Here is a 24113-nt window from a genome sequence, read left to right as displayed (position 1 = left end):
GCAGGTCCGTCCGGGACGTGGGCAGGTCAGCGCGGCAGGTGGCAGCGGACGGTCGTGCCCTCCGGGCCGGTGTGGATGCGCACCAGGTCCGCCACCAGGTTGACCAGCAGCAGCCCGCGTCCGCCGCGCTGGTCGCGGCCGGGGGGCCGCCGGCCGGCCAGCGGATCGGTGATCCGGCCCCCGTCGCGGACCTCGCACAGCACGTACCCGCCCTCGGCCCACACAGTGAGCGCGCCCTTGCCGCCGCCGTGCACGACGCTGTTCGTGGTCAGCTCGGCGGTGATCAGCGCCAGGTTCTCCAGGGCCAGGCCGGTCAGGCCGAGCCGGGCACCGTGGCCGGTGGCCAGGTGGCGGACCGCGGAGAGCGCGTCCTCGTCGAAGCCGACGCGGAGCACGTCCGGACCCATACCAAAAACGGGCGGCAGCGGCTCGTTGTAGCGGGCGACCACGCCCTCGGGGTCGTAGGCCGTGCTGGTCCGCCCGGTGGCGGAGCCGGCCGGGATGACGACGGGGTGGGTGGCGTGCGCGTCGGCGAGGGCCCGCGCGTCCAGGCGGGCGGTGTCGTACGGGCACAGGATGGTGGCCGCGCGGCCCCGGAACGCCGTGTTGATCAGTGCCTCGTGCTGGGCGCAGGCCGGGTACTCGGCCGGGCCGCGGTCCGCCCAGACCGGCTCGCCGATGATCCGGACCGGCCGGCCGGGGGGCTGGGCGTCGGCGAAGGCGCGCAGCACCCCGGGGATGATCCGGCCGGGGTTGCGGCCGGCCTCCCGCATGTCCAGGAACCGCACGGCGGCGCCGTCGGCGCCGAGTTCATCCCTGATCAGCCGCAGGTTCTCGCCGGGGACGGCGACCGCGACCGGCTCGTCCGCCGCCAGCGCCGCACGGACGAAGGGGACGGTGCCGGCCAGGTACTGCTGTGCATCGCCGTAGAACAGCGCGGGATGCGCGAACGTGTCCACGGGGTCGGCCACTCCGGTCATGCCGACACCTCGACCTTCGGGAGCCCGGGCCAGAGCAGGTCCAGCATGCGGGGCAGGGAGGCCGGCGGCCGGTCCAGCACCAGCCGCCGCCCGCCGAAGCGCCGGGCGGCGTCCGCCAGCGCGCCGGCCCCCGCGACGTCGACGAAGGTCAGCTCGGACAGCTCCAGGTAGTACACGTCCTCGCCTTCGTGAACGGCCCGCTCCAGCGCGCGTTCCCAGATGCCGTGCGTGGGCAGGCTGACCTCGCCCGCCGCCCGGAGCCCGGTCCGCCCGGTGAGCGGATACACGTCGAGCCGCGGCACGGCGGGCGTCGGCACGGCAGGCGTCGGCACGGCAGGCGTCGGCACGGCAGGCGTCGGCACGGCGCCGGCCCGCGCGGGCCGCGCCGGCTCAGGTCCGCTCATGTCTTCTCCCGCCACACGGGTACACGGATGCCCCAGTATGCCCCGCGCGCACCGGCGTCCGGGGGCATACGCCCCTGCGCACGGCGCCGGCCGCGGCGGTCCGCGGGGTCAGTACGGCAGGACGCGCCCCGACGGAGTCCTGCGGTCGATCTCCTGCCCGCGCGGCGCGGCGGGCCGCCGGCTGACACGTACCCGGATCCGACGGTCCATGACGCCCTCCTCCTGCCGACACCGCCCGGCTGGACGCTGGTAGGAGGTGCGTGCCCACGACATGGCCGGTTCAAGCCTGGACGGACTCAAGTCGTGCGCACGTCATGCCGGTTGCGCCTACCTGGTCAGGTAACGGACGAGAACGGGGTCGAGTTGGGCCAGCCAGGCGGTCAGCCGCGCCCTGCGGCGGGCGTTCAGCTCGCAGGAGTAGACGGTGCCGTCCCACAGCCGCACGGTGACGGTGAGCCGGTTGCCGACCCAGTGCCGTTCGACGTGCGCGATCTCGTCCCACCCGAAGTCGGCGGTGGTCCCGGCGAGTTCGAGGAGCACTCCGGAGGCGCTGACGACCACACCGGCCTGCGCGTCGGCGAGCACAACCTCCGGGCTGCCGTACGGCACCGGCGGCGGCCCGAACCCGTAGGGCGCCGGGGCGGCGGCGGGCTGTGCCGACAGGTGCGGGGGCGTCGCCGACAGGTGCGGGGGCGTCGTGGGCTGCGCGGGCAGGTGCGGGGGCGTCGTCGACTGCGCGGGCGGGTGCGGGGGCGTGGCGGTCTGCAGGGGCGGCTGGTACGGGGGTGTTGAGGGTGGCGGGGGCGGGGTGAACGCCGGGGCGGGCGCCGGGGACACCGCTGCGGGCGCGGGAATCGCCGGGGCGGACGCAGGGGTCGCCGGGGCGGGGGACAGGATCGCCGAGGCAGGGGACGGGATCGCCGGGGCAGGGGGCGGGGTCGCCGGGGTGGGCGCGGGGGACGGCGGTGGGGCGTCGACGAGCGTGGCGGCGTAGGGCGGTGTGTCCGGGCCGGCCGGTGCCGGTGCGGGCTCCGTCAGCCGGTCCAGCAGCACGCCGGGCGTGGGCCGGTCCGCGGGCTCCTTGGCCAGGCACGCCGCGACCACGTCCACCAGCGCGGCGGGGACGGCGGCCAGGTCCGGCGGCTCGTGCACGGACCGGTACATCAGCCCCATCGGCGTGCCCTCGCCCCAGGCGCTGCCGCCCGCCGCCGCGACCAGCACGGCACCGAGGGCGAACACGTCGGCCGCGCCGGTCACATCGTGGCCGAGGGCCTGCTCGGGGGCGAGGAAGCCGGGCGTGCCGAAGGCGGTGCCGGTGGCGGTGAGGCGGTTGGACTCCACGGCCCGGGAGATGCCGAAGTCCAGGACGCGCGGCCCGTCGACGGCCATGATGATGTTGCCGGGCTTCAGGTCGCGGTGCACCAGGCCGCAGGAGTGGATGGACTCCAGCGCCTCGGCGAGCGCGGCGCCCAGGGACCGCAACTGCGGCTCGTCCATGGCGCCGTCGGCGGCGAGCCGTTCGGCGAGGGTCGGTCCCGGGACGTAGGCGGTGGCCAGCCACAGCGTCTCGCCGTCGACGTCGGCGTCCACCACCGGCGCCGTGTGGAAGCCGCCCACCGCACGGGCCGCCTCGACCTCGCTGCGGAACCGCTCCCGGAAGACGGGGTCGGCGGCCAGCTCGGCCTTGGCCACCTTCAGTGCCACGGGCCGCCCGCCGCGTGTCCGCGCGAGATAGACGGTGCCCATGCCGCCCTCACCGAGCCGGCGCTCGACGAGGTATCCCCCGATGCGTTCCATGCGGACAAGTATGACCACCGGACACGGCCCGTCCATGCCCGGCGCGGGCCCGGCGGCCGGGACGGTCCAGAGGGCCGCCACGGGTGCCGACGACCGCCTGGCGGCGTCCGGGTGACCCGCCTCGCCATGGATCGTCGTCCGCGCGGGTGAACGAGGGCCGCCGTCTCGGCGTGGCGGCCACCGTTCTCACGTCACCGCAGGTGCCATCGTTTCTGCGCGGGTAGCGCCTGGTGGGGCGGGTGGGACTCGAACCCACGGCCGACGGATTATGAGTCCGCTGCTCTAACCGGCTGAGCTACCGCCCCATAGCGGCGTGTCGCGTACATGTGTGCGCGCCGTCTGCCGCAGCATAGCCGCTCATACGATCTCCTGCTTCGGATGGTCGGCTTCTGCGCTGCTCATGACCTTGAGGACATCACCGCAGGCACGGCGGTTCCCCCCGGACATGAAAAAGGACCCCGTAGGGGTCCTCGTTCAGCGCTCCCCCGACTGGACTCGAACCAGTAACCTGCCGGTTAACAGCCGGCTGCTCTGCCAATTGAGCTACGGAGGACCGAAGCTCCCCCGACTGGACTCGAACCAGTAACCTGCCGGTTAACAGCCGGCTGCTCTGCCAATTGAGCTACGGAGGATCGCCTCGTTGCATCGAACGTACCTACCTGGGTATTCGCCAGGGGGCGGGCGCTCGCTGCGACACATACATTAGCGCAAGCAGGGGGGTGCTCCGCCAATCGGTATCCCCCGGCGCCAGCGCCGCACCAGAGACCTAGACACGGGAAGGGTGGCAGCCATGCGCTACCGGCTCACGTTCCTCGCCGGAGTGGCCCTCGGTTACGTCCTCGGCACGAGGGCCGGACGCGAGCGCTACGAGCAGCTGAAGAAGTCGGCCCGGCAGATCGCGCAGAACCCCGCGGTCCGCAACACCGCCGAGACGGCCGCCCAGCAGGGCCGCGTCTACGCCGGCAAGGCCTTCCACACGGTCAGCGACAAGGTCGGCGACCGCGTCCCGGAGTCCGTGGCCCAGCGCGTGCGCTCGCTGCGGGACCGGAACGTGAACGGCCAGCCCGACGACGACTGGGGCACGAGCAACACGTAGGGAACATCCCGGTGGCGCCGAGGTGATCCGGCCGAGGGGTGCGGGCAGCCACGCGCCCGGCCACGACCGGGGCACACCCACCGGGCGACAGGCCCCCCGTCGGCCACTGCACACCGACGGCCGAACCCGCCCCGGCGATGCGGCAAAATTCTCAGCATGGGGATAGTCGCCGGCTTGGACAGCTCGTCCGATTTCACTCGCATCGTGGTCTGCGACGCAGACACCGGTGCCGTACTGCGCCAGGGCTACGCACCGCACCCGGTCGAGGCGCCGGACGGCGTACGCCCGAGCGATGTCGACCCGCAGGCCTGGCTGCTGTCCCTGGGCGAGGCCGCGGGGGGCGGCCTGCTGGAGGGCGTGCAGGCCATCGGCGTGTCCGCGCAGCAGAACGCGGTGATCCCGCTGGACGCCCAGGGCAACACGGTCCGCCCGGCCATGGTCGGCGGCGACAAGCGCGCCCAGGTGGCGGCGGCCGATCTCGTGGACGCCCTCGGCGGCCGGGAGGCCTGGGCGCAGGCGGTCGGCTGCGTGCCCCAGGCGGCCCAGCCGGTCACGAAGCTGCGCTGGCTCGCGAAGACCGAGCCCGAGCACGCGCAGCGCACGGCCGTCCTGCTCCAGGCACACGACTGGCTCGTCTGGCAGCTGCTCGGGCGGCCGGTACGCCGGACCACCGACCGCGGCGGAGCCTCCGGCACCGGCTACTGGTCGGCGGCCACCGGCGGCTACCGTCCGGACCTGGTCGAGCTGGCCCTCGGGCACCAGGCGATGCTCCCCGAGGTGATCGGCCCCTCGGACGCGGCCGGTACGACCCCGGAGGGGCTGCTGATCTCGGCGGGAACCGGCGAGACCATGGCCGCGGCGTTCGGGCTCGGCATCGGCCTGGGGGACGCCGTCGTGTCGCTCGGGGCCTCCGGGTCCGTGATGGCCGTGCACCCGGAGGCGCTCGCGGACCAGTCCGGGATGATCACCTCCCTCGCCGACGCCACCGGCATGCACCTGCCGGTCGTCACCACCCTGAACGCCGTGCGCACCCTGCGCGGCACCGCCGAACTGCTCGGCCTGCCGGACCTGGAGAGCCTGTCCGAGCTGGCGATGAAGTCCACACCGGGGGCGCACGGGCTGGTGCTGCTGCCGTACCTGGAGGGCGAGCGGACACCGAACCTGCCGCACACCGCGGGGACCCTCGCCGGACTGCGGCGCGAGTCGATGAAGGCGGAGCACCTGGCGCGGGCCGCGTTCGAGGGGATGCTGTGCGGGCTCGCGGACGCGCTGGACGTGCTGCGCGGCCGGGGCGTGGACGTGCGGCGGATCTTCCTGCTCGGTCCGGCCGCGGAACTGCCCGCCGTGCAGGCCGCGGCGCCCTCGCTGTTCGGCGTGCAGGTGGTCGTGCCGCAGCCCGCGGACTACGCGGCGATCGGCGCGGCCCGGCAGGCGGCCTGGGCGCTCGGCGCGTCGCAGGGCACCCTCGACCCGCGGACCCCGCCGGCCTGGCAGGGCGCTGCCGCGCAGGTGCTGGAGCCGGGCGAGGAGCTGGCCGTGGGCCAGGCGGTGCGGCAGCAGTTCACGGCGGTACGGGAGCAGACCCATCCGGGAGCGTTCAGGGCGTAAGGGGACCATTCGGGTGTAACGGGACGGATTCGCAAGGCTCCTGGAGCGGGCAGCCGGATTAATGGGTTGAGGTAACGCAGGAGGAGTGTTCGACGATAGGGGCCAAGGGCAACCGACCAGCCCCCGCCGACCACCCGAGAGACGTAGCGTGCTCATACGACTTCTGCGGACCCACCTCAGTCCCTACAAGAAACCCATAGCCCTGCTGGTGCTGCTGCAGTTCCTGCAGACCTGCGCCACCCTCTACCTGCCCACCCTGAACGCGCACATCATCGACAACGGTGTCGTGAAGGGGGACACGGGGTACATCCTGTCCTTCGGTGCCCTGATGATCGGCATCTCGCTGGCACAGGTCGTGTGCAACATCGGTGCCGTGTACTACGGCGCCCGGACCGCCTCCGCGCTCGGCCGGGACGTGCGCGGCGCCGTCTTCGACCGGGTCCAGTCCTTCTCCGCGCGTGAAGTGGGTCACTTCGGCGCGCCCTCCCTCATCACCCGTACGACCAACGACGTACAGCAGATCCAGATGCTGGCCCTGATGACGTTCACGCTGATGGTGTCGGCACCCATCATGTGCGTGGGCGGCATCGTGCTGGCGCTCGGCCTGGACGTGCCGCTGTCGGCGGTGCTGGTCGCGGTGGTGCCGGTGCTCGGCGTCTCCGTGATGCTCATCGTGCGCCGGCTGCGCCCGCTGTTCAGGGCCATGCAGGTCCGGCTGGACACGGTGAACCGGGTGCTGCGCGAGCAGATCACCGGCAACCGGGTGATCCGCGCCTTCGTCCGCGACGAGTACGAGCAGGGCCGGTTCGGTAAGGCGAACGCCGAGCTGACCGAGATGCAGATGGCCACCGGCCGGCTGCTCGCCCTGATGTTCCCGATCGTCATGACGGTGGTGAACCTGTCGTCCATCGCGGTGGTGTGGTTCGGCGCCCACCGCATCGACAGCGGCGGGATGGCGATCGGCGACCTGACCGCGTTCCTCGCCTACCTCATGCAGATCGTCATGTCCGTGATGATGGCCACCTTCATGTTCATGATGGTGCCGCGCGCGGAGGTCTGCGCCGAGCGCATCCAGGAGGTCCTGGACACCGACTCGAGCGTCGTGCCGCCGCTCGCGCCGGTCTCCGAGCTGCGGACGCACGGCCATCTGGAGATCCGCGGCGCCGGCTTCCGCTATCCGGGTGCCGAGGAGCCGGTGCTGCAGTCCATCGGTCTGGTGGCCCGGCCGGGTGAGACGACCGCCGTCATCGGCTCCACCGGCAGCGGCAAGTCCACGCTGCTCGGCCTCGTCCCCCGGCTGTTCGACGCCACCGAGGGCGAGGTCCTGGTGAACGGCGTGAACGTCCAGGAGGTCGACCCGCAGCTGCTCGCGAGGACGGTCGGGCTCGTACCGCAGAGGCCGTACCTGTTCGCCGGGACGGTCGCCACCAACCTGCGCTACGGAAACCCCGACGCCACCGACGAGGAGCTGTGGCACGCGCTGGAGGTCGCGCAGGCCAAGGACTTCGTGCAGAAGCTGGAGGGCGGCCTGAACGCCCCGATCGCACAGGGCGGCACCAACGTCTCCGGCGGACAGCGGCAGCGGCTCGCCATCGCCCGCACCCTGGTGCAGCGCCCCGAGATCTACCTCTTCGACGACTCCTTCTCGGCGCTGGACTACGCCACCGACGCGGCCCTGCGCGGCGCGCTCGCCCAGGAGACCGCCGAGGCGACCGTCGTCATCGTCGCCCAGCGGGTGGCGACCATCCGGGACGCCGACCGCATCATCGTGCTGGACGAGGGCCTGGTGGTCGGCTCCGGCCGGCACGCCGAGCTGATGGCGGCCAACGAGACCTACCGGGAGATCGTGCTCTCCCAGCTGACGGAAGCGGAGGCCGCCTGATGTCCGGGCCCATGGGACGCATGATGGCCGGGGGCGGCCCCGACCAGCGCTCGATGGACTTCAAGGGGTCGGGCAAACGGCTCGTCGCCCAGTTCAAACCGGAACGGCTCACCCTCTACGCCCTGCTGCTGTGCGTGGTGATCAGCGTGGGCCTGAGCGTGATCGGCCCGAAGATCCTCGGCAGGGCCACCGACCTGGTGTTCGCCGGCATCATCGGCCGGGAGATGCCGGAGGGGGCCACCAAGGAGCAGGTCCTGGACTCCATGCGCGAGCACGGCCGGGGCCAGATCGCCGACATGCTGCGGGGCACCGACTTCACTCCGGGCAAGGGCATCGACTTCGGTGCCGTCGGCGACGTCCTGCTGCTCGCGCTCGGCACGTTCATGGCCGCCGGCCTGCTGATGGCGATCGCGACCCGGCTGGTGAACCGGGCCGTGAACCGCACGATGTACCGGCTGCGGGAGGACGTCCAGGCGAAGCTGTCCCGGCTGCCGCTGTCGTACTTCGACAAGCGCCAGCGGGGCGAGGTGCTGTCCCGGGCGACCAACGACATCGACAACATCGGGCAGACGCTCCAGCAGTCGATGGGCCAGCTGATCAACTCGGTGCTGACCATCATCGGCGTCCTGGTGATGATGTTCTGGGTCTCCTGGCTGCTGGCTCTGGTCGCGCTGGTCACCGTGCCGCTGTCGTTCGTGGTCGCCACCCGGGTCGGCAAGCGGTCGCAGCCGCACTTCGTGCAGCAGTGGCGCTCCACCGGCAAGCTGAACGCGCACGTGGAGGAGATGTACACCGGGCACACGCTGGTGAAGGTGTTCGGCCGGCAGGAGGAGTCGGCGCAGCAGTTCGCCGAGCAGAACGAGGCACTGTACGAGGCCGCGTTCAAGGCGCAGTTCAACAGCGGCGTCATGCAGCCGCTGATGATGTTCGTGTCGAACCTCAACTACGTGCTGGTGGCGGTCGTCGGCGGTCTGCGGGTCGCCTCCGGCGCCCTGTCCATCGGCGACGTCCAGGCCTTCATCCAGTACTCGCGGCAGTTCTCGATGCCGCTGACCCAGGTCGCGTCCATGGCCAACCTGGTGCAGTCCGGTGTCGCCTCGGCCGAGCGCGTCTTCGAACTCCTCGACGCGGAGGAGCAGCAGGCCGATCCGGTGCCGGGCGAGCGGCCCGAGGAGCTGCGCGGCCGGGTCCGGCTGGAGCACGTGTCGTTCCGGTACGACCCCGAGAAGCCGCTGATCGAGGACCTGTCGCTCACGGTCGAGCCCGGGCACACGGTGGCGATCGTCGGCCCGACCGGCGCGGGCAAGACCACGCTGGTCAACCTGCTGATGCGGTTCTACGACGTCTCCGGCGGCCGGATCACCCTCGACGGGGTGGACATCCGCGGCATGACCAGGGACGAACTCCGGTCCGGCATCGGCATGGTGCTCCAGGACACCTGGCTGTTCGGCGGCACCATCGCGGAGAACATCGCGTACGGCGCGTCCCGGGAGGTCACCCGCGGGGAGATCGAGGAGGCCGCGCGGGCCGCGCACGCCGACCGGTTCGTCCGTACGCTCCCCGACGGCTACGACACCGTGATCGACGACGAGGGCACGGGGGTCAGCGCCGGTGAGAAGCAGCTCATCACCATCGCGCGGGCGTTCCTGTCCGACCCGACGATCCTGGTGCTGGACGAGGCGACCAGCTCCGTCGACACCCGTACCGAGGTGCTCATCCAGAAGGCCATGGCGAAGCTCGCGGCCGGACGGACGTCGTTCGTGATCGCGCACCGGCTGTCGACGATCCGGGACGCGGACACGATCCTGGTGCTGGAGAACGGCTCCATCGTCGAACAGGGCGCACACGCGGAACTGCTGGCGGCGGACGGCGCGTACGCACGCCTGTACAAGGCGCAGTTCGCACAGGCGGTGGCCGAGGTCGACTGAGTTCGCCGCCGGGTGCCGGGGCCGGGCGGGCGGGGCGGGGCGCCGAAGGGGCGCGGGGCTGTACCGACATGGGGCTCCGTCGCCCGGGCGCGGCCGGCCCGCCCGCCCGCGGTCGGCGGACTCAGTCGAGGTAGCCCCTCAGCTGGTCCGCGAACGCATGGTCCCGCAGCTTGTTCAGCGTCTTCGACTCGATCTGCCGTATCCGCTCGCGGGTGACCCCGAAGATGCGGCCGATCTCCTCCAGCGTGCGCGGACGGCCGTCGGCCAGCCCGTAACGGAGTTGGACGACCTTGCGTTCCCGCTCGCCGAGCGTGGACAGGACCGCTTCCAGGTGCTCCCTGAGCAGGAGGAACGCGGCGGACTCGACGGGGCTCGCCGCGTCGCCGTCCTCGATGAGATCACCGAGCGCGACGTCGTCCTCCTCGCCCACCGGGGCGTGCAGGGACACCGGTTCCTGCGCGAGCCGCAGCACCTCGCCGACCCGCTCCGGCGGCAGGTCGAGGTGCGCGGCGACCTCCTCCGGCGTCGGCTCGTACCCGCGCTCCTGGAGCATCCGCCGCTGCACGCGGACGACCCGGTTGATCAGTTCCACGACATGGACCGGGACCCGGATGGTGCGGGCCTGGTCGGCCAGGGCCCGGGACATGGCCTGGCGGATCCACCAGGTGGCGTAGGTGGAGAACTTGTAGCCGCGCGCGTAGTCGAACTTCTCCACGGCCCGGATCAGCCCCAGGTTGCCCTCCTGCACGAGGTCGAGCATGCTCAGGCCGCGGCCGACGTACCGCTTGGCGACGGACACCACCAGCCGCAGGTTCGCCTCGATGAGCCGCCGTTTGGCCACCCTGCCCATGACCACGAGCCGGTCCAGGTCGAGCGTCAGCCGGCTGTCCAGGTCGGGGGCGCTGCTCAGCTTCTCCTCGGCGAACAGGCCCGCCTCCACCCGGCGGGCCAGCTCGACCTCCTCGGCGGCGGTGAGCAACGGGATCCGGCCGATCTCGCGCAGGTACTGCCGGAACAGGTCGGCGGAGGGACCCCCGGTATCGGCCCGGGCGGCGACCGGCGCCCCGACGGGCTCGGTGACCTCCTCGATCCCGCCGGGCTCCCCGGGTTCCGCCTCGAGCGCCTCGGCGGGCGGCTCCGCCGGCTCGCCCGCCGCCCTCTCCGGGTGCAGCGCGGCACGGTTCTGCGGGGGCACGGCCACGAGAACGTCCGACTCCGCGTCCGGCTCGTCCGCGGTGGTACTGGTGCTGCTGTCGGTCTGGGTGAGGGTCTGGGTCTGCACGGGGGCGACCTCCAGGATGATCGCTGCTGAAGGTGTGCGGCAGCGGTACTTCGGGAGTGGAGAGTCGACGGCCTGCGCTCCGAGGACTCGGGCACCGCCCCCAGTGTGGGGTACGACACAACTCCGCCACGAGGGGCGTGCGGTGACTTTTTGCGTCCGGTCCGTGACGGGCCGGTTACCCGCCTCGCCGGACCATGCGAGCGGCAAACCCGCTTCAGAGGGCCTGCGCGCCCCGCTCCCGCAGGGCCTGGTCGTACTGCTGGAGCACCCACAGCTCGTTCTGCACGGCGGCCAGCCCGGCCGGGTCACCGCCGGCGGCGAGGCGGGTCAGCTGGGACTGGATGTCACGGATGCGGCGCTCGACGGCCCGGCGGCGGATCTGCACCAGGACCGTCCCGGCGTAGACCTCGTCGACCGTGCGGCGCAGGATCGGTTCCACGGCCAGCTCGGTGACCATCGCGCGCACCGTGTCGTCGGGCGCGGCCTCGCGCACCCGGACCAGGTACTCCTGGGGGTCCTGGACGCCGTACTCGGCGCCGCCCGCCTCGCCGACGGCCTGGCGTACGGCGGCGTAGGGCGGGGCCGTGAACTCGTCCACGCCGTACGCGTCGAAGGCCGGGGAGACCAGTTCCGGGCGCTGCAGGGCGAGCTTGAGGAGTTCGCGTTCGGCGGCGTAGACGGGGTTGCGCAGGGTGAGGGCCGGGCCGGAGTTCGCGGGGCGCGGGGCGGCGGCCCACTGCTGGCCGGCGCCGTGCTGCCGGTCCTGCTGGGGTGCCTTTCCGCCGCGGTCACGGGCCCAGCGGGCCAGCTGGGCCACCCGCCGGACCACGAACTGGGTGTCGAGGATGCCGAGCATGCCGGCCAGCTCGACCGCGACCTCGTGCTGGGCGCCGCTGTTCTTGATGCGGGCGACGATCGGGGCGGCCTCGTCCAGCGCCGCCGCGCGGCCCGCCGGGGTGTCCAGGTCGTACCGGCCGACGATCTGGCGCAGCGCGAACTCGAAGAGCGGGGTGCGGGGTTCGACCAGGTCGGCGACCGCCTCGTCGCCCTTGGCCAGGCGCAGGTCGCAGGGGTCCATGCCGTCGGGCGCGATCGCGATGTACGTCTCGGCGGCGAACTTCTGGTCGTCCTCGAAGGCGCGCAGGGCGGCCTTCTGCCCGGCCGCGTCACCGTCGAAGGTGAAGATCACCCGGGCCGAGCCGTTGTCCATCAGCAGCCGGCGCAGGATCTTGATGTGCTCGCCGCCGAAGGCGGTGCCGCAGGTCGCGATGGCCGTCGGCACCCCGGCCAGGTGGCAGGCCATGACGTCGGTGTAGCCCTCGACCACGACGGCCCGGCTGGACTTGGCGATCTCCTTCTTGGCCAGGTCGATGCCGTACAGCACCTGGCTCTTCTTGTAGATCGCCGTCTCGGGCGTGTTCAGGTACTTCGGGCCGTTGTCCGCCTCGTAGAGCTTGCGGGCGCCGAAGCCGACGACCTCGCCGCCGATGTCCCGGATCGGCCACATCAGCCGGCCCCGGAACCGGTCGATCGGGCCGCGGCGGCCCTCCTGCGACAGCCCGGAGAGGATCAGCTCCTTGTCGGTGAACCCCTTGCCGCGCAGGTAGCGGGTGAGGTGGTCCCAGCCCTGCGGGCTGTAGCCGACGCCGAAGTGGACGGCGGCGGCCTGGTCGAAGCCGCGCTCGGCGAGGAAGATCCGGCCGGTGTCGGCCTCGGGGCTGGTGGCGAGCTGCTCGGCGTACCACTGGGCGGCGATCTTGTGCGCCTCGACCAGGCGGATGCGCTCGCCACGCTGGTGGGCCGGGTTGTACCCGCCCTCCTCGTACCGCAGGGTGATGCCGGCCTGGGCGGCCAGCCGCTCCACCGCCTCCGAGAAGGAGAGGTGGTCCACCTTCATCACGAAGGTGATGGTGTCGCCGCCCTCCTGGCAGCCGAAGCAGTGGAAAAGTCCCTTGCTGGGGCTGACCTGGAAGGACGGCGACTTCTCGTCATGGAACGGGCAGAGCCCCTTCAGGTTGCCGCCGCCCGCGTTGCGCAGCTGGAGGTACTCGGAGACCACGGCGTCGATCGGGACCGCGTCCCGAACCGCCTTCACGTCCTCGTCGTTGATCCGTCCTGCCACGGGTGAATTCTACGGGGGCCCACCGACACCCATGGGGCGCGTGCAGCGCCCACGAAGGGGCGCGGGGAACTGCGCGGGCCACCACGAGCGGCCCGCGTCCGGCCGGCGGCACGGTCCGGCGGACGCCTAGGCGAGCGATTCCAGCGGCACATGCGGATCCGCGAGGGCCTCCGGATCCACCGGCACCGCGGCCCGGATCAGTTTCTGGATGTGCTCTGTGACATCCCACACGTTCACGTTCATCCCGGCCAGCACGCGTCCCTCCTTCACCCAGAAGGCGATGAACTCGCGCTTGGCCGCGTCCCCGCGGATCACCACCTCGTCGTACGACCCGGGCGGCGCCCAGCCGCTGTACTCCATGCCCAGGTCGTACTGGTCGGTGAAGAAGTACGGCACTCGGTCGTGGACGACGTCCCGGCCGAGCATCGAGCGGGCCGCGGCCGGGCCGCCGTTCAGCGCGTTGGCCCAGTGCTCCACGCGGACCCGGGTGCCGAACAGGGCGAGCGGGAAGGAGGCCACGTCACCGGCCGCGTAGATGTCCGGGTCGGACGTCCGCAGGCGTTCGTCCACCACGATCCCGCCGCCGTGGGACCGGTCGGCGATCTCCAGTCCCGCGGCCTCGGCGAGGGCGGCCCGGGGCGCCGCGCCGATGGCGGCGAGGACGTCGTGCGCCGGGTGTTCCTCGCCGTCGTTCGTGCGGGCCGCGAGGACCATGCCGTCCTGGCCGACGATCTCGGTGAGCCGGACACCGAAGTGGAAGCGGACGCCGTGCTCGCGGTGCAGCTGGGCGAAGACGTTGCCCAGCTCGGGACCGAGGACGCCGTGCAGCGGGGTCGGCTCCGGTTCGATCACCGTGACCTCCGCGCCGTACTCGCGGGCCGCCGCCGCGACCTCCAGGCCGATCCAGCCGGCGCCGGCGATCACGAGGTGCCCGTTGTCCCGGCCGAGGTGCTGCAGGACGCCCTTGAGGCGCTCGGCGTGCGCGAGCCGGCGCAGGTGGTGCACGCCCGCCAGGCCGGTGCCCGGGATGTCCAGGCGGCGCGGTTCGGCGCCGGTGACCAGGAGCAGCTTGTCGTAGCGCACGAGGGTGCCGTCGTCGCCGAAGCGGACCGTCTTCGCCGTACGGTCGATGCGGTCGACGGTCTGGCCGAGGTGCAGCTCGATGTCGTTCTGGGCGTACCAGGCGGGCTCGTGCACGAAGACGCTGTCGCGCTCCTCCTTGCCCAGCAGGTAGCCCTTGGACAGCGGCGGGCGCTCGTAGGGGTGGTCGCGTTCGTCGCAGATCAGTATCACGCGGCCGGTGAAGCCCTCCGCGCGGAGCGTCTCGGCCGCCTTCGCACCGGCGAGACCGCCTCCGACGATGACGAATGTCTGATCCGCGTCGACCACTTGATGCCTCCTCGTAAGGGTGCCGCCACATGCGAGCGTCCCGCACCCGGCGTGCTGCGGGAAGAGGGAGTGACCCGATCAGGCCACGGCGGGTCACTTTCCCTTCACATATGCCCTGTCAGTCTCGCGTGCAGCGACAGGGCGGAGGCGTCCGTGAGGGAGGCGATCTGGTCGACGATCACCCGCTTGCGCGCATGGTCGTCGGCCGCTGCGTCGAACAGCGCACGGAACTGCGGGTCGAGGCCGTCCGGTGCGCGGGCGGTGAGCGCCTCCGCCAGCTCCACGACGATCACCCGCTGGTCGGCGCGCAGCCGCTCCTGCTCGGCGCGCTGCATCACGTACCGGTCGGCGACCGCCTTGAGCACCGCGCACTCCATGCGGGTCTCGCGGGGTACGACGAGCGCGGCGCCGTACCGGGTGAGCCGGCCGGCCCCGTACGCGGCGCGGGTGGCGCCCTCGGCGGCCAGGCAGAAGCGGCCGATGAGCTGGCTGGTGGCGTCCTTCAGGCGGGCCTGGGCGGCCGCGGTGCCGTCGTAGCCGTGCGGCCACCACTCCTGGTCCTGCAGGCGGTCCAGGGCCTCGCCGAGTTCGGCCGGGTCGGTGCCGGCGGGCACGTACCGGCCGACGGCGACCTCGAAGACCGCCTGCCGTTCGGGCTCGGCGTGCAGGCAGTTGGGGTCGATGTGGCCGGCGTGCAGGCCGTCCTCGACGTCGTGCACCGAGTAGGCCACGTCGTCCGACCAGTCCATGACCTGTGCCTCGAAACAGGTGCGGCCCGCGGGGGCGTGGGCCCGGACCCAGTCGAACACCGGGCGGTCGTCCTCGTACACACCGAACTTCCGGGACGCCGGGTCCGTGGGGTGGGCGCCGCGCGGCCAGGGGTACTTGGTGGCGGCGTCGAGCGTGGCGCGGGTGAGGTTGAGGCCGACGGAGCCCTCGTCGGTGAAGCGCTTGGGCTCGATGCGGGTGAGGAGTCTCAGGGACTGGGCGTTGCCCTCGAAGCCGCCGCAGTCGTCGGCGAATTCGTTCAGCGCGGTTTCGCCGTTGTGGCCGAAGGGCGGGTGTCCGAGGTCGTGCGAGAGGCAGGCCGCCTCCACCAGGTCGGGATCGCAGCCGAGGGCCGCGCCCAGTTCCCGGCCCACCTGGGCGCATTCCAGGGAGTGGGTGAGCCGGGTGCGGGGGCTGGCGTCCCAGGCGTGGCTGCGGGTGCCGGGGGTGACGACCTGGGTCTTGCCGGCGAGACGGCGCAGGGCCCCGGAGTGCAGGATGCGGGCGCGGTCACGCTGGAAGGCGGTACGGCCCGGGCGTTTGTCGGGTTCGGGGGCCCAGCGTTCGACTGAGGTCGGGTCGTAGGCGTTCTCGGGTGTGGTGCCTTCCATGATTCGACAGTACGGGTCGCCTCTGACAATCGGGGGGTCCCCGGTGCCCGACGGGTTGCCGGGTTCTGTCGTTCGGCCGACGGCGGTGCGTTCCCCGGCCGTCGCGTCGCGCCCGCGCGGCGGGGCCGTGCACCGCGCCGGCCTCGCGGCCCCTAGGCCGCCGACCTGTACGGCGTCGCGAGGCTCTGGTCGTAGCGGTGCAGCACCAGGCGGGCCATCGCCTCGTGGGCTCCGAGCGGGGCCGAGGCGAGCCAAGGGGCCTGCTGCGCGCACTGCGTGGCGAAACGCCCCGGCGCCGTGAAGCAAGAGGCGACCGCCACTCTGTGGCGTCCCCGTGCCGCCAGCGCGCGCAGCGCCGCCGGGACCGTCGGGGCCGCGGCCGAGGCGTAGGCGGGGACGACCGGGACGCCCAGGCGGTCGGCGAGGAGGCGGGCGGTGCGGCGGGTGTCCGTGGCCGAGTCGGGGTCGCGGGAGCCGGCCGCGGCGAGGACGACAGCGCCGGTGCGGCGGACGGTGCTGTCCGTGGCCGGGGGCCAGCCGGCCTCCAGCAGGCGGTCGTACAGGGTCTCCACGAGGAGCGGGTGCGGGCCGAGGGGGGCGGCCACGCGCGCGCGTGCCGGTGCGGCGGCGGCCATCCCGGGGATGTCCTGCTTGACGTGGTAGCCGCGGGAGAGGAGCAGCGGGACCAGGACGGCGGGGGTGCCGCCCAGGGCGGCGAGGGTGTCCGGCAGCAGGGGCTCGTTCAGCTCGATGTGGCCGAGGCGGACGGGGAGGCCGGGGCGCAGTTCGCGCACACGGTCCGCCAGCGTCCGTACGGTCTCCAGCGCGCGCGGGTCGCGGCTGCCGTGGGCGGCCAGCACCAGAACGGGCGGGACCGTGCGGCGGTGGCCGAGCGGGGAGACCAGCCGGAGCCCCTCGGCGAGCCGGCTGCTGATGCCGTCCATGAGCTGCGCCGTGCTGCCGAGATGGACGCGGGACCCGGACCGTGGAGGATGCGACGCCGTCATGGAAGGATCCTGACGGTGTCAGGTTGCGTGGCCGTTGCCGGGCCGTCACGAGGGTTTTCCGCTGCTTCACGTCGTACAGATGCTCGATGTGAGGCGAACCGGACGGCCGCCGATGACGTCCTCCATGGTCGGAAGCGGTCGGAACCGATCCTGGGGGCCCTATGAAGATCCGTCGACCGCGGCTGCCACGCACCCGCACGGGCCGGCGGCGGCTGGTGCAGACCGTGATGGCCGGGTGTGTGCTGGCGCTTGCGCCGGCGACCTGGCTGTTCGTGTCCACGGCGGACCGGCTGGGCACGACGGCGGACGCGCCGCGGACGCAGGTCGCCATGGTGTTCGGGGCCGGCCTGTGGAACGGGGAGCCGTCGCCGTACCTCGCGCACCGGCTGGACGCGGCGGCGGAGCTGTACCGGGCGGGGCGCATCGAGGTCGTCCTGGTCACCGGCGACAACAGCCGCGAGGAGTACGACGAGCCCGACGCGATGCGCGCGTATCTCACCGAGCACGGGGTGCCGGACGCGCGCATCGTCAGCGACTACGCCGGGTTCGACACCTGGGACTCCTGTGTGCGGGCCAAGAAGATCTTCGGGGTGGACCGGGCGGTGCTGATCAGCCAGGGATTCCACATCCGGCGGGCGGTGGCGCTGTGCGAGGCGGCGGGGGTGGACTCCTACGGGGTCGGGGTCGACGCCAAGCACGACGCGACCTGGTACTACGGCGGTTCGCGCGAGGTGTTCGCGGCGGGCAAGGCGGTGCTGGACGCCGTGTTCCAGCCGGATCCGACGTTCCTCGGGCCCCGGGAGAACGGGGTCACCGAGGCACTGGCGCAAGCGCGGGGCTGACGTGGAGACCACGGACCTGACACCTGCCGAACGCCGCGTCCGGGCGGCTTTCCCGCTCGGCGAAGGGGTCGACTTCCGGGAGGGCGACGACGAGGACCCCGCGCAGGGCGCCTCGTGGGGCCCGGAGCGGACGCTGCGGGCGGAGGTGCTGCGGGAGCTGCTGCTGGACGGGCCGGTGCGGGAGGGCAGGATTGCCGGACTGAAGGTGTGGGGCGCACGCATCACCGGCGTGCTCGACCTGATGTACGGGACGGTCGAGCACCCGGTCCGGCTGCGAGGCTGCCACTTCGACGAGGTCCCGAACCTGTACGGGGCGACGATCCCCGCCCTGGTGCTGACCGATTCGGTCCTGCCGGGGCTCACCGCGGGCGCCCTCCACGTCGGCGGAGTGCTCCGGATGACCGGCTGCCGCGTCACGGGACCGGTACGGCTGGCGGGTGCCAGGATCTCCGGCGCGCTGTTCGCCGACCAGGCACGGCTCGGCCGCCTCGACCAGCTCTGCGAGGAAGCCGTCCTCCAGCTCAACCACGCCGAGTTCGGCACGGACGTGTGGGCCGTCGGGCTCGTCGCCCACGGCGAGGTACGGCTGCAGGGGAGCACCGTGGGCGGGCAGGTGAACCTCGACGACGCCGTGCTGCAGAACCCCGGCGGCACGGCGCTGGACGCCGAGACCCTTTCGGTCGGCACCGATCTGCGGGGGATGCGGCTGCGCACCCACGGGCGGTTCAATCTGCGCGGCGCCCGCATTCCCCACCAGCTCAATCTCGCGTACTCCCGCCTGTCCCATCCGGAGGGACCGGCCCTGCGGGCCAGCAGCAGTGTCATCGGCGAGCTGTGGCTGCGCGAGGCCGCGCCCATCGAGGGTGCCGTCAATCTGCGCCGAGCCCAGGTGGAGCTGCTGCACGTGCCGCCCGAGGTCTGGCCCGAGCGCGTGCGGACAGACGGGCTCAGCTATCGGATCCTGTCGCCCCACCTGCCCGCAGAGCAGCGGCTGCCGCTGCTGGAGCGTGAGGTCGGGGGCTTTCTTCCCCATCCCTACGAGCAGCTCACCACGGCTTACCGGACAGTCGGCGACGAAGCCGCCGCGCGCACCGTCCGGCTGGCCAGGATGCGCCGCCACCGTCGCACGCTGCCGCCGTACGCCCGGCTGTGGGGCTGGCTGCAGGACGCGGCCGTCGGTTACGGCTTCCGCCCGATGCGGGCGGCGGGCTGGCTGCTGTTGCTGCTGTGCACCGGCACGCTCGCCTTCGCGCTGCACCGTCCGCCGGCGCTCAAGCCCGGCGAGGCCCCCGAGTTCAATCCCCTCGTCTACGCCCTCGACCTGCTGTTGCCAATCATCGACTTCGGCCAGGAGGGGGCGTTCGCGCCGCGCGGCTGGTACCAGTGGCTGTCGTATCTGCTGATCGCCGCCGGCTGGGTGCTGGCCACCACGGTCGCGGCGGGCGTCACCCGGTCCCTGAACCGGCAGTAGGGGCGGGCCGGGACCTCACGGCGGGCGCGGGCCGGCGGGGAGGTCGCCGTGCCGGGGGTGTAACCGGAGGCGGACCGGTGTCGTAACACGCCCGGCACAGGCTGGACGGCATGGAGAGCGCCGCGACCCCCACCCACTGCCCGTACTGCGCCCTGCAGTGCGGGATGAACCTGACGCCCCTGCCGCAGGGGGGCGTCGAGGTGACCGAGCGGGCGGACTTCCCGGTGAACCGGGGCGCGCTGTGCGGCAAGGGCCGCACGGCCGCACAGGTGCTGTCGCCGGAGGTGCGGCTGACCGTGCCGCTGGTGCGGGAGGGCGGCCGGCTGGTGGAGGCGGGCTGGCCCGAGGCGCTGGACCGGATCGCCGGGCGGCTCGGGGCCGTCCGGGAGCGGTACGGGCCGGACGCGCTCGGGGTGTTCGGCGGCGGCGGCCTGACCAACGAGAAGGCGTACGCGCTCGGCAAGTTCGCGCGGGTGGTGCTGGGCACCTCGCAGATCGACTACAACGGCCGGTTCTGCATGTCGTCGGCCGCGGCGGCGGGCACGAAGGCGTTCGGGCTGGACCGGGGGCTGCCGTTCCCGCTGGAGGACGTCCCGCGGACCGGCTGTGTGATCCTCGTCGGGTCGAACCTGGCCGAGACCATGCCTCCGTCGCTGCGGTTCTTCACGGAACTGCGGGAGAACGGCGGCACGTTGATCGTGGTGGACCCGCGCCGGACCCGCACCGCCGAGCAGGCCGACCTGCATCTGGCGCCCCGGCCGGGCACCGATCTGGCCCTCGCGCTGGGCCTGTTGCACCTGGTGGTGGCCGAGGGCCGGACGGACGAGGAGTACATCCGGGAGCGGACCACGGGGTGGGAGGAGGCCCGGGCCGCGGCGATGGCGCACTGGCCGGAGTACGTGGAGCGGATCACGGGGGTGTCCGTTCCGGAACTCCGGGAGGCCGTGCGGATGTTCTGCGAGCCGGAGGCGGCGATGGTGCTCACCGCGCGCGGGCCGGAGCAGCAGTCCAAGGGGACCGACACGGTGGGGGCGTGGATCAACCTGTGCCTGGCCACCGGCCGGGCGGGTCGTCCGCTGTCCGGGTACGGCTGTCTGACCGGGCAGGGCAACGGCCAGGGCGGGCGCGAGCACGGCCAGAAGGCCGACCAGCTGCCCGGCTACCGCAAGCTGGACGACCCGGAGGCGCGGCGGCACGTGGCCGGGGTGTGGGGTGTGGACCCGGACAGCCTGCCGGGGCCCGGCCGCAGTGCGTACGAACTCCTCGACGCCCTCGGCACGGACGTGCGGGCGCTGCTGCTGATGGGCTCCAACCCGGTGGTGTCCGCACCGCGGGCCGCCCACGTCGAGGAGCGGCTGCGGTCGCTGGACTTCCTGGCCGTGGCCGATGTCGTCCTGTCCGAGACGGCCCGGCTGGCGGACGTGGTGCTGCCGGTCACCCAGTGGGCGGAGGAGACGGGCACGACGACCAGTCTGGAGGGCAGGGTGCTGCTGCGCCGCCGGGCGGTCGCTCCCCCGCCGGGCGTCCGCAGCGACCTGTACGTCCTGCACGAGCTGGCCGACCGGCTAGGGGTGGAGAAGGGCTTCCCGACCGACCCGGAGGAGGTCTTCGGCGAGCTGCGCCGGGCGAGTGCGGGCGGCCCCGCCGACTACTCGGGCCTCACCTACGGCCGGCTGGCGCGGGAGAACGGCGTCTTCTGGCCGTGCCCGGAGGAACCGGAGGGGTCGCCGGGGGCGGGCGGGCACCCCGGCACGCCGCGGCTCTTCCTGGACCGTTTCGCCACCGACGACGGCCGGGCCCGTTTCGTGGCCGTGGCCCACCGGGAGTCGGCGGAGGAGCCGGATGCGGAGTACCCGCTGCTGCTGACCACCGGCCGGGTGGTGGCGCAGTACCAGTCGGGGGCGCAGACCCGGCGGGTGGCGGAGCTGAACGCGGCGGCGCCCGGCCCGTTCGTGGAGCTGCATCCGCGGCTGGCGGCCCGCCTCGGCGCGGCCGACGGCGATCCGGTGGCGGTGGTGTCCCGGCGGGGCCGGGCCGTCGCACCCGCCCGGATCACCGGCGCCATCCGTGCGGACACCGTCTTCATGCCGTTCCACTGGCCGGGCGAGGGCCGCGCCAACACCCTCACCAACCCGGCCCTCGATCCGACGTCGCGGATGCCGGAGTTCAAGTCGTGCGCGGTACGGGTGGAGGTCCTGGGACCGGCGGAATAAGGCGGTCCGGTCTCCCGTCCACGTCCACGTCCCCGGTCCGCGGCCCCCGGCGCCCGGTCCGCGGTGCCCGTTCCCCGGCGCCCGGTCCGCGGTGCCCGTTCCCCGGCGCCCGGTCCGTGGTGCCCGGTCCGTGGTGCCCGGTCCGTGGTGCCCGGTCCGCGGCGGGCGGGGACGGGGCGCGCGGACCGTCCGGCGAGGTGTCCGAGGAGCCGGGGCCGCCGGACCGCTCAGCGGCGGGCGAGCCAGTCGCCGCCCTCGATCCGGGTGCCGGCCGTGCGCAGCCGGGCGGTGACACCGGGGGCGGCCAGGTACACCCAGGCCCGGACGGCGCTGCCGTCGGTGCGTACGACGTCCCGGGCGACGCGCTCGTACAGGTTGCGGGGGTCGCCCGGCACGTACTCCTCCAACCGGTCGAGACCGGCGAGCAGTTCGGCGTAGCCCTCGGGCCGGGCGGTCACCAGCTCGCCGCGCACCTCTCCCCCGGACCGCTCGACGGCGTAGGGATAGCCGGGCCCGTCGTACAGCTCGGTGTCCGGGAGGCGGCCCGGTTCCTCGGCGAGGGTGCGGCCGCGCAGCAAGAGGTCGTGGTTGGGCTCGCCGGGGCGGAGCGTGCCGTAGACGAAGAAGGGCAGGGGGCGGGGGTCCTCGGCGGTCACGGAAACGATTCTGTACCCCCGCCGCCTCCCCACACATCTCCATGAACTGGCTATGGACATGACATGTCAGGGCCTTTTAAATCTCTGGCAGCAGCGCGCCACCCCCACGCCTAGCCTGGCGCCTCCCCGAGGAGACCGATGAGCCGGATACGGCAGCACGTCCGAGGAACCCGCCACACGGCCATAGCCGGTGTCGCCGTCACCACCGCGACCCTGCTGGCCGTCAGTCTCTCCCCCGCCGCCCACGCCGACGGCAGACCGACCCGGGCCACCGCGATCGAGAACGCGGCGTCGGCCCTGCTCGCCCACGCCACCGGCCTGGGCCTCACCTCCTCCCAGGACACCAGCGTCCGGGACGTGATCGTGGACAAGGACGGCACCCAGCACGTCCGCTACGACCGCACCTACCACCGACTGCCGGTCCTGGGCGGCGACTTCGTCGTCCACCTGGCCGGGGACGGCAGCTACCGCGGCGCCGACCGGGCCACCCGGCAGGCGATCTCCCTGCCCTCCGTCACGCCGGAGGTCTCCGCCCCCAAGGCCGCCGACCTCGCCGTGAACGCGCTCCGCGCGGCCCACCTCGGCGCGCGGCTCGAGCAGGTCAGGGCCAAGCCCCAGCTGGTGGTCGACGCCCTGCACGGCACCCCCCGGCTGGCCTGGCGCACCGATGTCGCCGGCCGGGACTCGCTCGGCAACCCGGTCGCCCGGACCGTGCTGACCGACGCCCGCACCGGCAGCCGGATCGACGCGTGGGACAGCATCGAGACGGCCACCGGCGACGGCACGTCGCTGTACGGCGGGACGGTGCCGCTGGAGACCACCCAGTCGGGCTCGTCGTACCAGCTCAAGGACCCGACGCGCGGCAACACCTACACCGGTGACGCCGAGGGCAAGACCGACCTGTGTTTCTTCGGCATCTGCTTCAGCCGGGCCCCCGCGACCCTGTTCACGGACGCCGACAACCACTGGGGTTCGGGCACCACCGCGGACCGTGCCACGGCAGCCGTCGACGCCCAGTACGGCACCAACGAGACCTGGGACTACTACAAGAACGTCCACGGCCGCAACGGCATCGCCGGCGACGGCAAGGGCTCGTACAACCGCGTCCACTACGGCAACAAGTACAACAACGCCTTCTGGGACGACAGTTGCTTCTGCATGACGTACGGCGACGGTGACGGCACCACGTTCGGGCCGCTGGTCGCCCTCGACGTCGCCGGGCACGAGATGTCCCACGGCGTGACGTCCAAGACGGCCGCGCTGACCTACTCGGGCGAGTCCGGCGGGCTGAACGAGGCCACGTCCGACATCCTCGGCACGATGGTCGAGTGGTACGCGAACAACTCCTCCGACACCGGTGACTACCTCATCGGCGAGAAGATCGTGAAGCCCGGCTTCGGCAAGGCCGCCCTGCGCTTCATGGACAAGCCGTCCAAGGACGGCAGCTCCGCGGACTACTGGAGCAGTTCGGTCGGCAACCTGGACGTCCACTACTCCTCCGGCGTCGCGAACCACTTCGCGTACCTGCTCGCCGAGGGCAGCGGCGCGAAGACCATCAACGGGGTCAGCTACGACTCGCCGACGTCCAACGGCTCCACGGTCACCGGCATCGGCCGGGACAAGGTCGGCAAGATCTGGTACCGGGCGCTGACCGTCTACATGACGTCCTCGACGAACTACAAGGGGGCGCGGACGGCGACCCTGAACGCGGCGAAGGACCTCTACGGCGCCGGCAGCGCCGAGTACAACGCGGTGGCCGCGGCCTGGAGCGCGGTCAACGTCAGCTGATCCCACTGCGGACAGCCGAAGGCCGGTGCCCCGGGCGGGGCACCGGCCTTCTCCGTGCGCGGCCCGGGCGGGGTGGTGCGCCGGCGGCGTGCCACGTCACTCGTTCACCGGCACCCGCCGCCATTCGTGTTCACTTCGTACGACTATCCGCCCGCACCCTGGCGCACGCTCGTGACCTGCCGGAACCCGGCGCGGGCTAGCCCGTGTGGGGGGCGCGGCCGACACCCGTTCACCGCATTTCTGACGGCTGGTCAGGAAGCGGGCGGGGC

The 24113-nt window shown here is 72.9% G+C and carries 16 protein-coding genes, 3 tRNA genes and 1 pseudogene; 8 read left to right on the top strand and 12 right to left on the bottom strand.

Annotated elements, in window-relative coordinates:
- Window positions 1-26 precede the first annotated feature (26 nt).
- The 6 genes from JK359_RS02680 to JK359_RS02655 form a co-directional block, all read right to left on the bottom strand.
- Window positions 27-980, bottom strand: coding sequence for an anti-sigma factor RsbA family regulatory protein (locus tag JK359_RS02680; RefSeq protein WP_201831145.1), 954 nt, complete (start codon window positions 978-980; stop codon window positions 27-29).
- On the bottom strand, window positions 977-1384 hold the full coding sequence (locus JK359_RS02675; protein ID WP_201831142.1) for an STAS domain-containing protein: 408 nt from the start codon (window positions 1382-1384) through the stop codon (window positions 977-979). Before JK359_RS02675 ends, JK359_RS02680 begins: the two co-directional genes overlap by 4 nt.
- A 327-nt stretch (window positions 1385-1711) precedes the next feature.
- A complete protein-coding gene (locus JK359_RS02670; protein ID WP_201831141.1) occupies window positions 1712-3181 on the bottom strand; it encodes a serine/threonine-protein kinase in 1470 nt (489 codons plus the stop codon).
- Window positions 3182-3409: 228 nt separating this feature from the next.
- Window positions 3410-3486 (bottom strand) — tRNA-Ile (locus JK359_RS02665).
- A 175-nt stretch (window positions 3487-3661) separates the two neighbouring features.
- Window positions 3662-3734, bottom strand: a tRNA-Asn gene (locus tag JK359_RS02660).
- Between the two features lie 6 nt (window positions 3735-3740).
- A tRNA-Asn gene (locus JK359_RS02655) sits at window positions 3741-3813 on the bottom strand.
- A gap of 158 nt (window positions 3814-3971) precedes the next feature.
- On the opposite strand from JK359_RS02655, the gene JK359_RS02650 reads away from it, so the two are divergent.
- From JK359_RS02650 to JK359_RS02635, 4 genes are all read left to right on the top strand, one after another.
- Window positions 3972-4277 carry a YtxH domain-containing protein gene (locus tag JK359_RS02650; protein ID WP_201831140.1) on the top strand — a complete coding sequence of 102 codons (306 nt, stop codon included), beginning with the start codon at window positions 3972-3974 and terminating at the stop codon, window positions 4275-4277.
- Window positions 4278-4433: 156 nt separating this feature from the next.
- A complete protein-coding gene (locus tag JK359_RS02645) occupies window positions 4434-5885 on the top strand; it encodes a xylulokinase (RefSeq protein WP_201831139.1) in 1452 nt (483 codons plus the stop codon).
- 148 nt (window positions 5886-6033) lie between these two features.
- Window positions 6034-7767, top strand: coding sequence for an ABC transporter ATP-binding protein (locus tag JK359_RS02640; protein WP_201831137.1), 1734 nt, complete (start codon window positions 6034-6036; stop codon window positions 7765-7767).
- Window positions 7767-9695: an ABC transporter ATP-binding protein gene (locus tag JK359_RS02635; protein ID WP_201831136.1), complete on the top strand. Its 1929-nt coding sequence runs from the start codon at window positions 7767-7769 to the stop codon at window positions 9693-9695. Before JK359_RS02640 ends, JK359_RS02635 begins: the two co-directional genes overlap by 1 nt.
- A gap of 121 nt (window positions 9696-9816) precedes the next feature.
- On the opposite strand, the pseudogene JK359_RS02630 reads toward JK359_RS02635, so the two are convergent.
- The 5 genes and pseudogenes from JK359_RS02630 to JK359_RS02610 form a co-directional block, all read right to left on the bottom strand.
- Window positions 9817-11020: pseudogene (locus tag JK359_RS02630) on the bottom strand (RNA polymerase sigma factor).
- A gap of 171 nt (window positions 11021-11191) precedes the next feature.
- Complete coding sequence (dnaG, locus tag JK359_RS02625; RefSeq protein WP_201831134.1) at window positions 11192-13099, bottom strand: DNA primase; 1908 nt, start codon at window positions 13097-13099, stop codon at window positions 11192-11194.
- A 126-nt stretch (window positions 13100-13225) separates the two neighbouring features.
- The gene (locus JK359_RS02620; RefSeq protein ID WP_201831133.1) at window positions 13226-14488 is read right to left on the bottom strand and encodes an NAD(P)/FAD-dependent oxidoreductase; all 1263 of its coding nucleotides are present in this window, start codon (window positions 14486-14488) and stop codon (window positions 13226-13228) included.
- Between the two features lie 104 nt (window positions 14489-14592).
- Window positions 14593-15867 (bottom strand): deoxyguanosinetriphosphate triphosphohydrolase, encoded by a 1275-nt coding sequence (locus JK359_RS02615; protein WP_201831132.1) that lies wholly within the window; start codon window positions 15865-15867, stop codon window positions 14593-14595.
- A 152-nt stretch (window positions 15868-16019) separates the two neighbouring features.
- The gene (locus JK359_RS02610) at window positions 16020-16874 is read right to left on the bottom strand and encodes a sirohydrochlorin chelatase (RefSeq protein ID WP_201831131.1); all 855 of its coding nucleotides are present in this window, start codon (window positions 16872-16874) and stop codon (window positions 16020-16022) included.
- Window positions 16875-17035: 161 nt separating this feature from the next.
- Here JK359_RS02610 and JK359_RS02605 point away from each other — a divergent pair, with 161 nt between their 5' ends.
- The 3 genes from JK359_RS02605 to JK359_RS02595 all read left to right on the top strand — a co-directional run bounded on the left by JK359_RS02605 (window position 17036) and on the right by JK359_RS02595 (window position 21400).
- Window positions 17036-17716, top strand: coding sequence for a SanA/YdcF family protein (locus tag JK359_RS02605; RefSeq protein WP_201831129.1), 681 nt, complete (start codon window positions 17036-17038; stop codon window positions 17714-17716).
- Between the two features lies 1 nt (window position 17717).
- Window positions 17718-19187, top strand: a complete 1470-nt coding sequence (locus JK359_RS02600) for a membrane-associated oxidoreductase (RefSeq protein WP_201831124.1) — start codon at window positions 17718-17720, stop codon at window positions 19185-19187.
- A gap of 110 nt (window positions 19188-19297) precedes the next feature.
- On the top strand, window positions 19298-21400 hold the full coding sequence (locus JK359_RS02595) for a molybdopterin oxidoreductase family protein (RefSeq protein WP_201831123.1): 2103 nt from the start codon (window positions 19298-19300) through the stop codon (window positions 21398-21400).
- Between the two features lie 227 nt (window positions 21401-21627).
- Here the strand turns inward: JK359_RS02595 and JK359_RS02590 are convergent, their stop codons facing one another.
- Window positions 21628-22056 carry a gamma-glutamylcyclotransferase family protein gene (locus JK359_RS02590; protein WP_307787937.1) on the bottom strand — a complete coding sequence of 143 codons (429 nt, stop codon included), beginning with the start codon at window positions 22054-22056 and terminating at the stop codon, window positions 21628-21630.
- Between the two features lie 138 nt (window positions 22057-22194).
- Between JK359_RS02590 and JK359_RS02585 the strand changes: the two genes are divergently transcribed.
- Window positions 22195-23844, top strand: a complete 1650-nt coding sequence (locus tag JK359_RS02585) for a M4 family metallopeptidase (RefSeq protein WP_201831121.1) — start codon at window positions 22195-22197, stop codon at window positions 23842-23844.
- Window positions 23845-24113: the final 269 nt, after the last annotated feature.

The sequence above is a fragment of the Streptomyces actinomycinicus genome, from assembly GCF_016741775.1.
Taxonomy (GTDB): Bacteria; Actinomycetota; Actinomycetes; order Streptomycetales; family Streptomycetaceae; genus Streptomyces; species Streptomyces actinomycinicus.
This window is presented reverse-complemented; position numbering and strand designations above follow the sequence as displayed.

Excerpts from the sequence above, each read along its gene's own strand:
- JK359_RS02680 (WP_201831145.1), bottom strand. The coding sequence starts at position 980 with ATGACCGGAGTGGCCGACCCCGTGGACACGTTCGCGCATCCCGCGCTG.
- JK359_RS02675 (WP_201831142.1), bottom strand. The coding sequence starts at position 1,384 with ATGAGCGGACCTGAGCCGGCGCGGCCCGCGCGGGCCGGCGCCGTGCCG.
- JK359_RS02670 (WP_201831141.1), bottom strand. The coding sequence starts at position 3,181 with ATGGAACGCATCGGGGGATACCTCGTCGAGCGCCGGCTCGGTGAGGGC.
- JK359_RS02650 (WP_201831140.1), top strand. The coding sequence starts at position 3,972 with ATGCGCTACCGGCTCACGTTCCTCGCCGGAGTGGCCCTCGGTTACGTC.
- JK359_RS02645 (WP_201831139.1), top strand. The coding sequence starts at position 4,434 with ATGGGGATAGTCGCCGGCTTGGACAGCTCGTCCGATTTCACTCGCATC.
- JK359_RS02635 (WP_201831136.1), top strand. The coding sequence starts at position 7,767 with ATGTCCGGGCCCATGGGACGCATGATGGCCGGGGGCGGCCCCGACCAG.
- JK359_RS02615 (WP_201831132.1), bottom strand. The coding sequence starts at position 15,867 with ATGGAAGGCACCACACCCGAGAACGCCTACGACCCGACCTCAGTCGAA.
- JK359_RS02610 (WP_201831131.1), bottom strand. The coding sequence starts at position 16,874 with ATGACGGCGTCGCATCCTCCACGGTCCGGGTCCCGCGTCCATCTCGGC.
- JK359_RS02605 (WP_201831129.1), top strand. The coding sequence starts at position 17,036 with ATGAAGATCCGTCGACCGCGGCTGCCACGCACCCGCACGGGCCGGCGG.
- JK359_RS02595 (WP_201831123.1), top strand. The coding sequence starts at position 19,298 with ATGGAGAGCGCCGCGACCCCCACCCACTGCCCGTACTGCGCCCTGCAG.
- JK359_RS02585 (WP_201831121.1), top strand. The coding sequence starts at position 22,195 with ATGAGCCGGATACGGCAGCACGTCCGAGGAACCCGCCACACGGCCATA.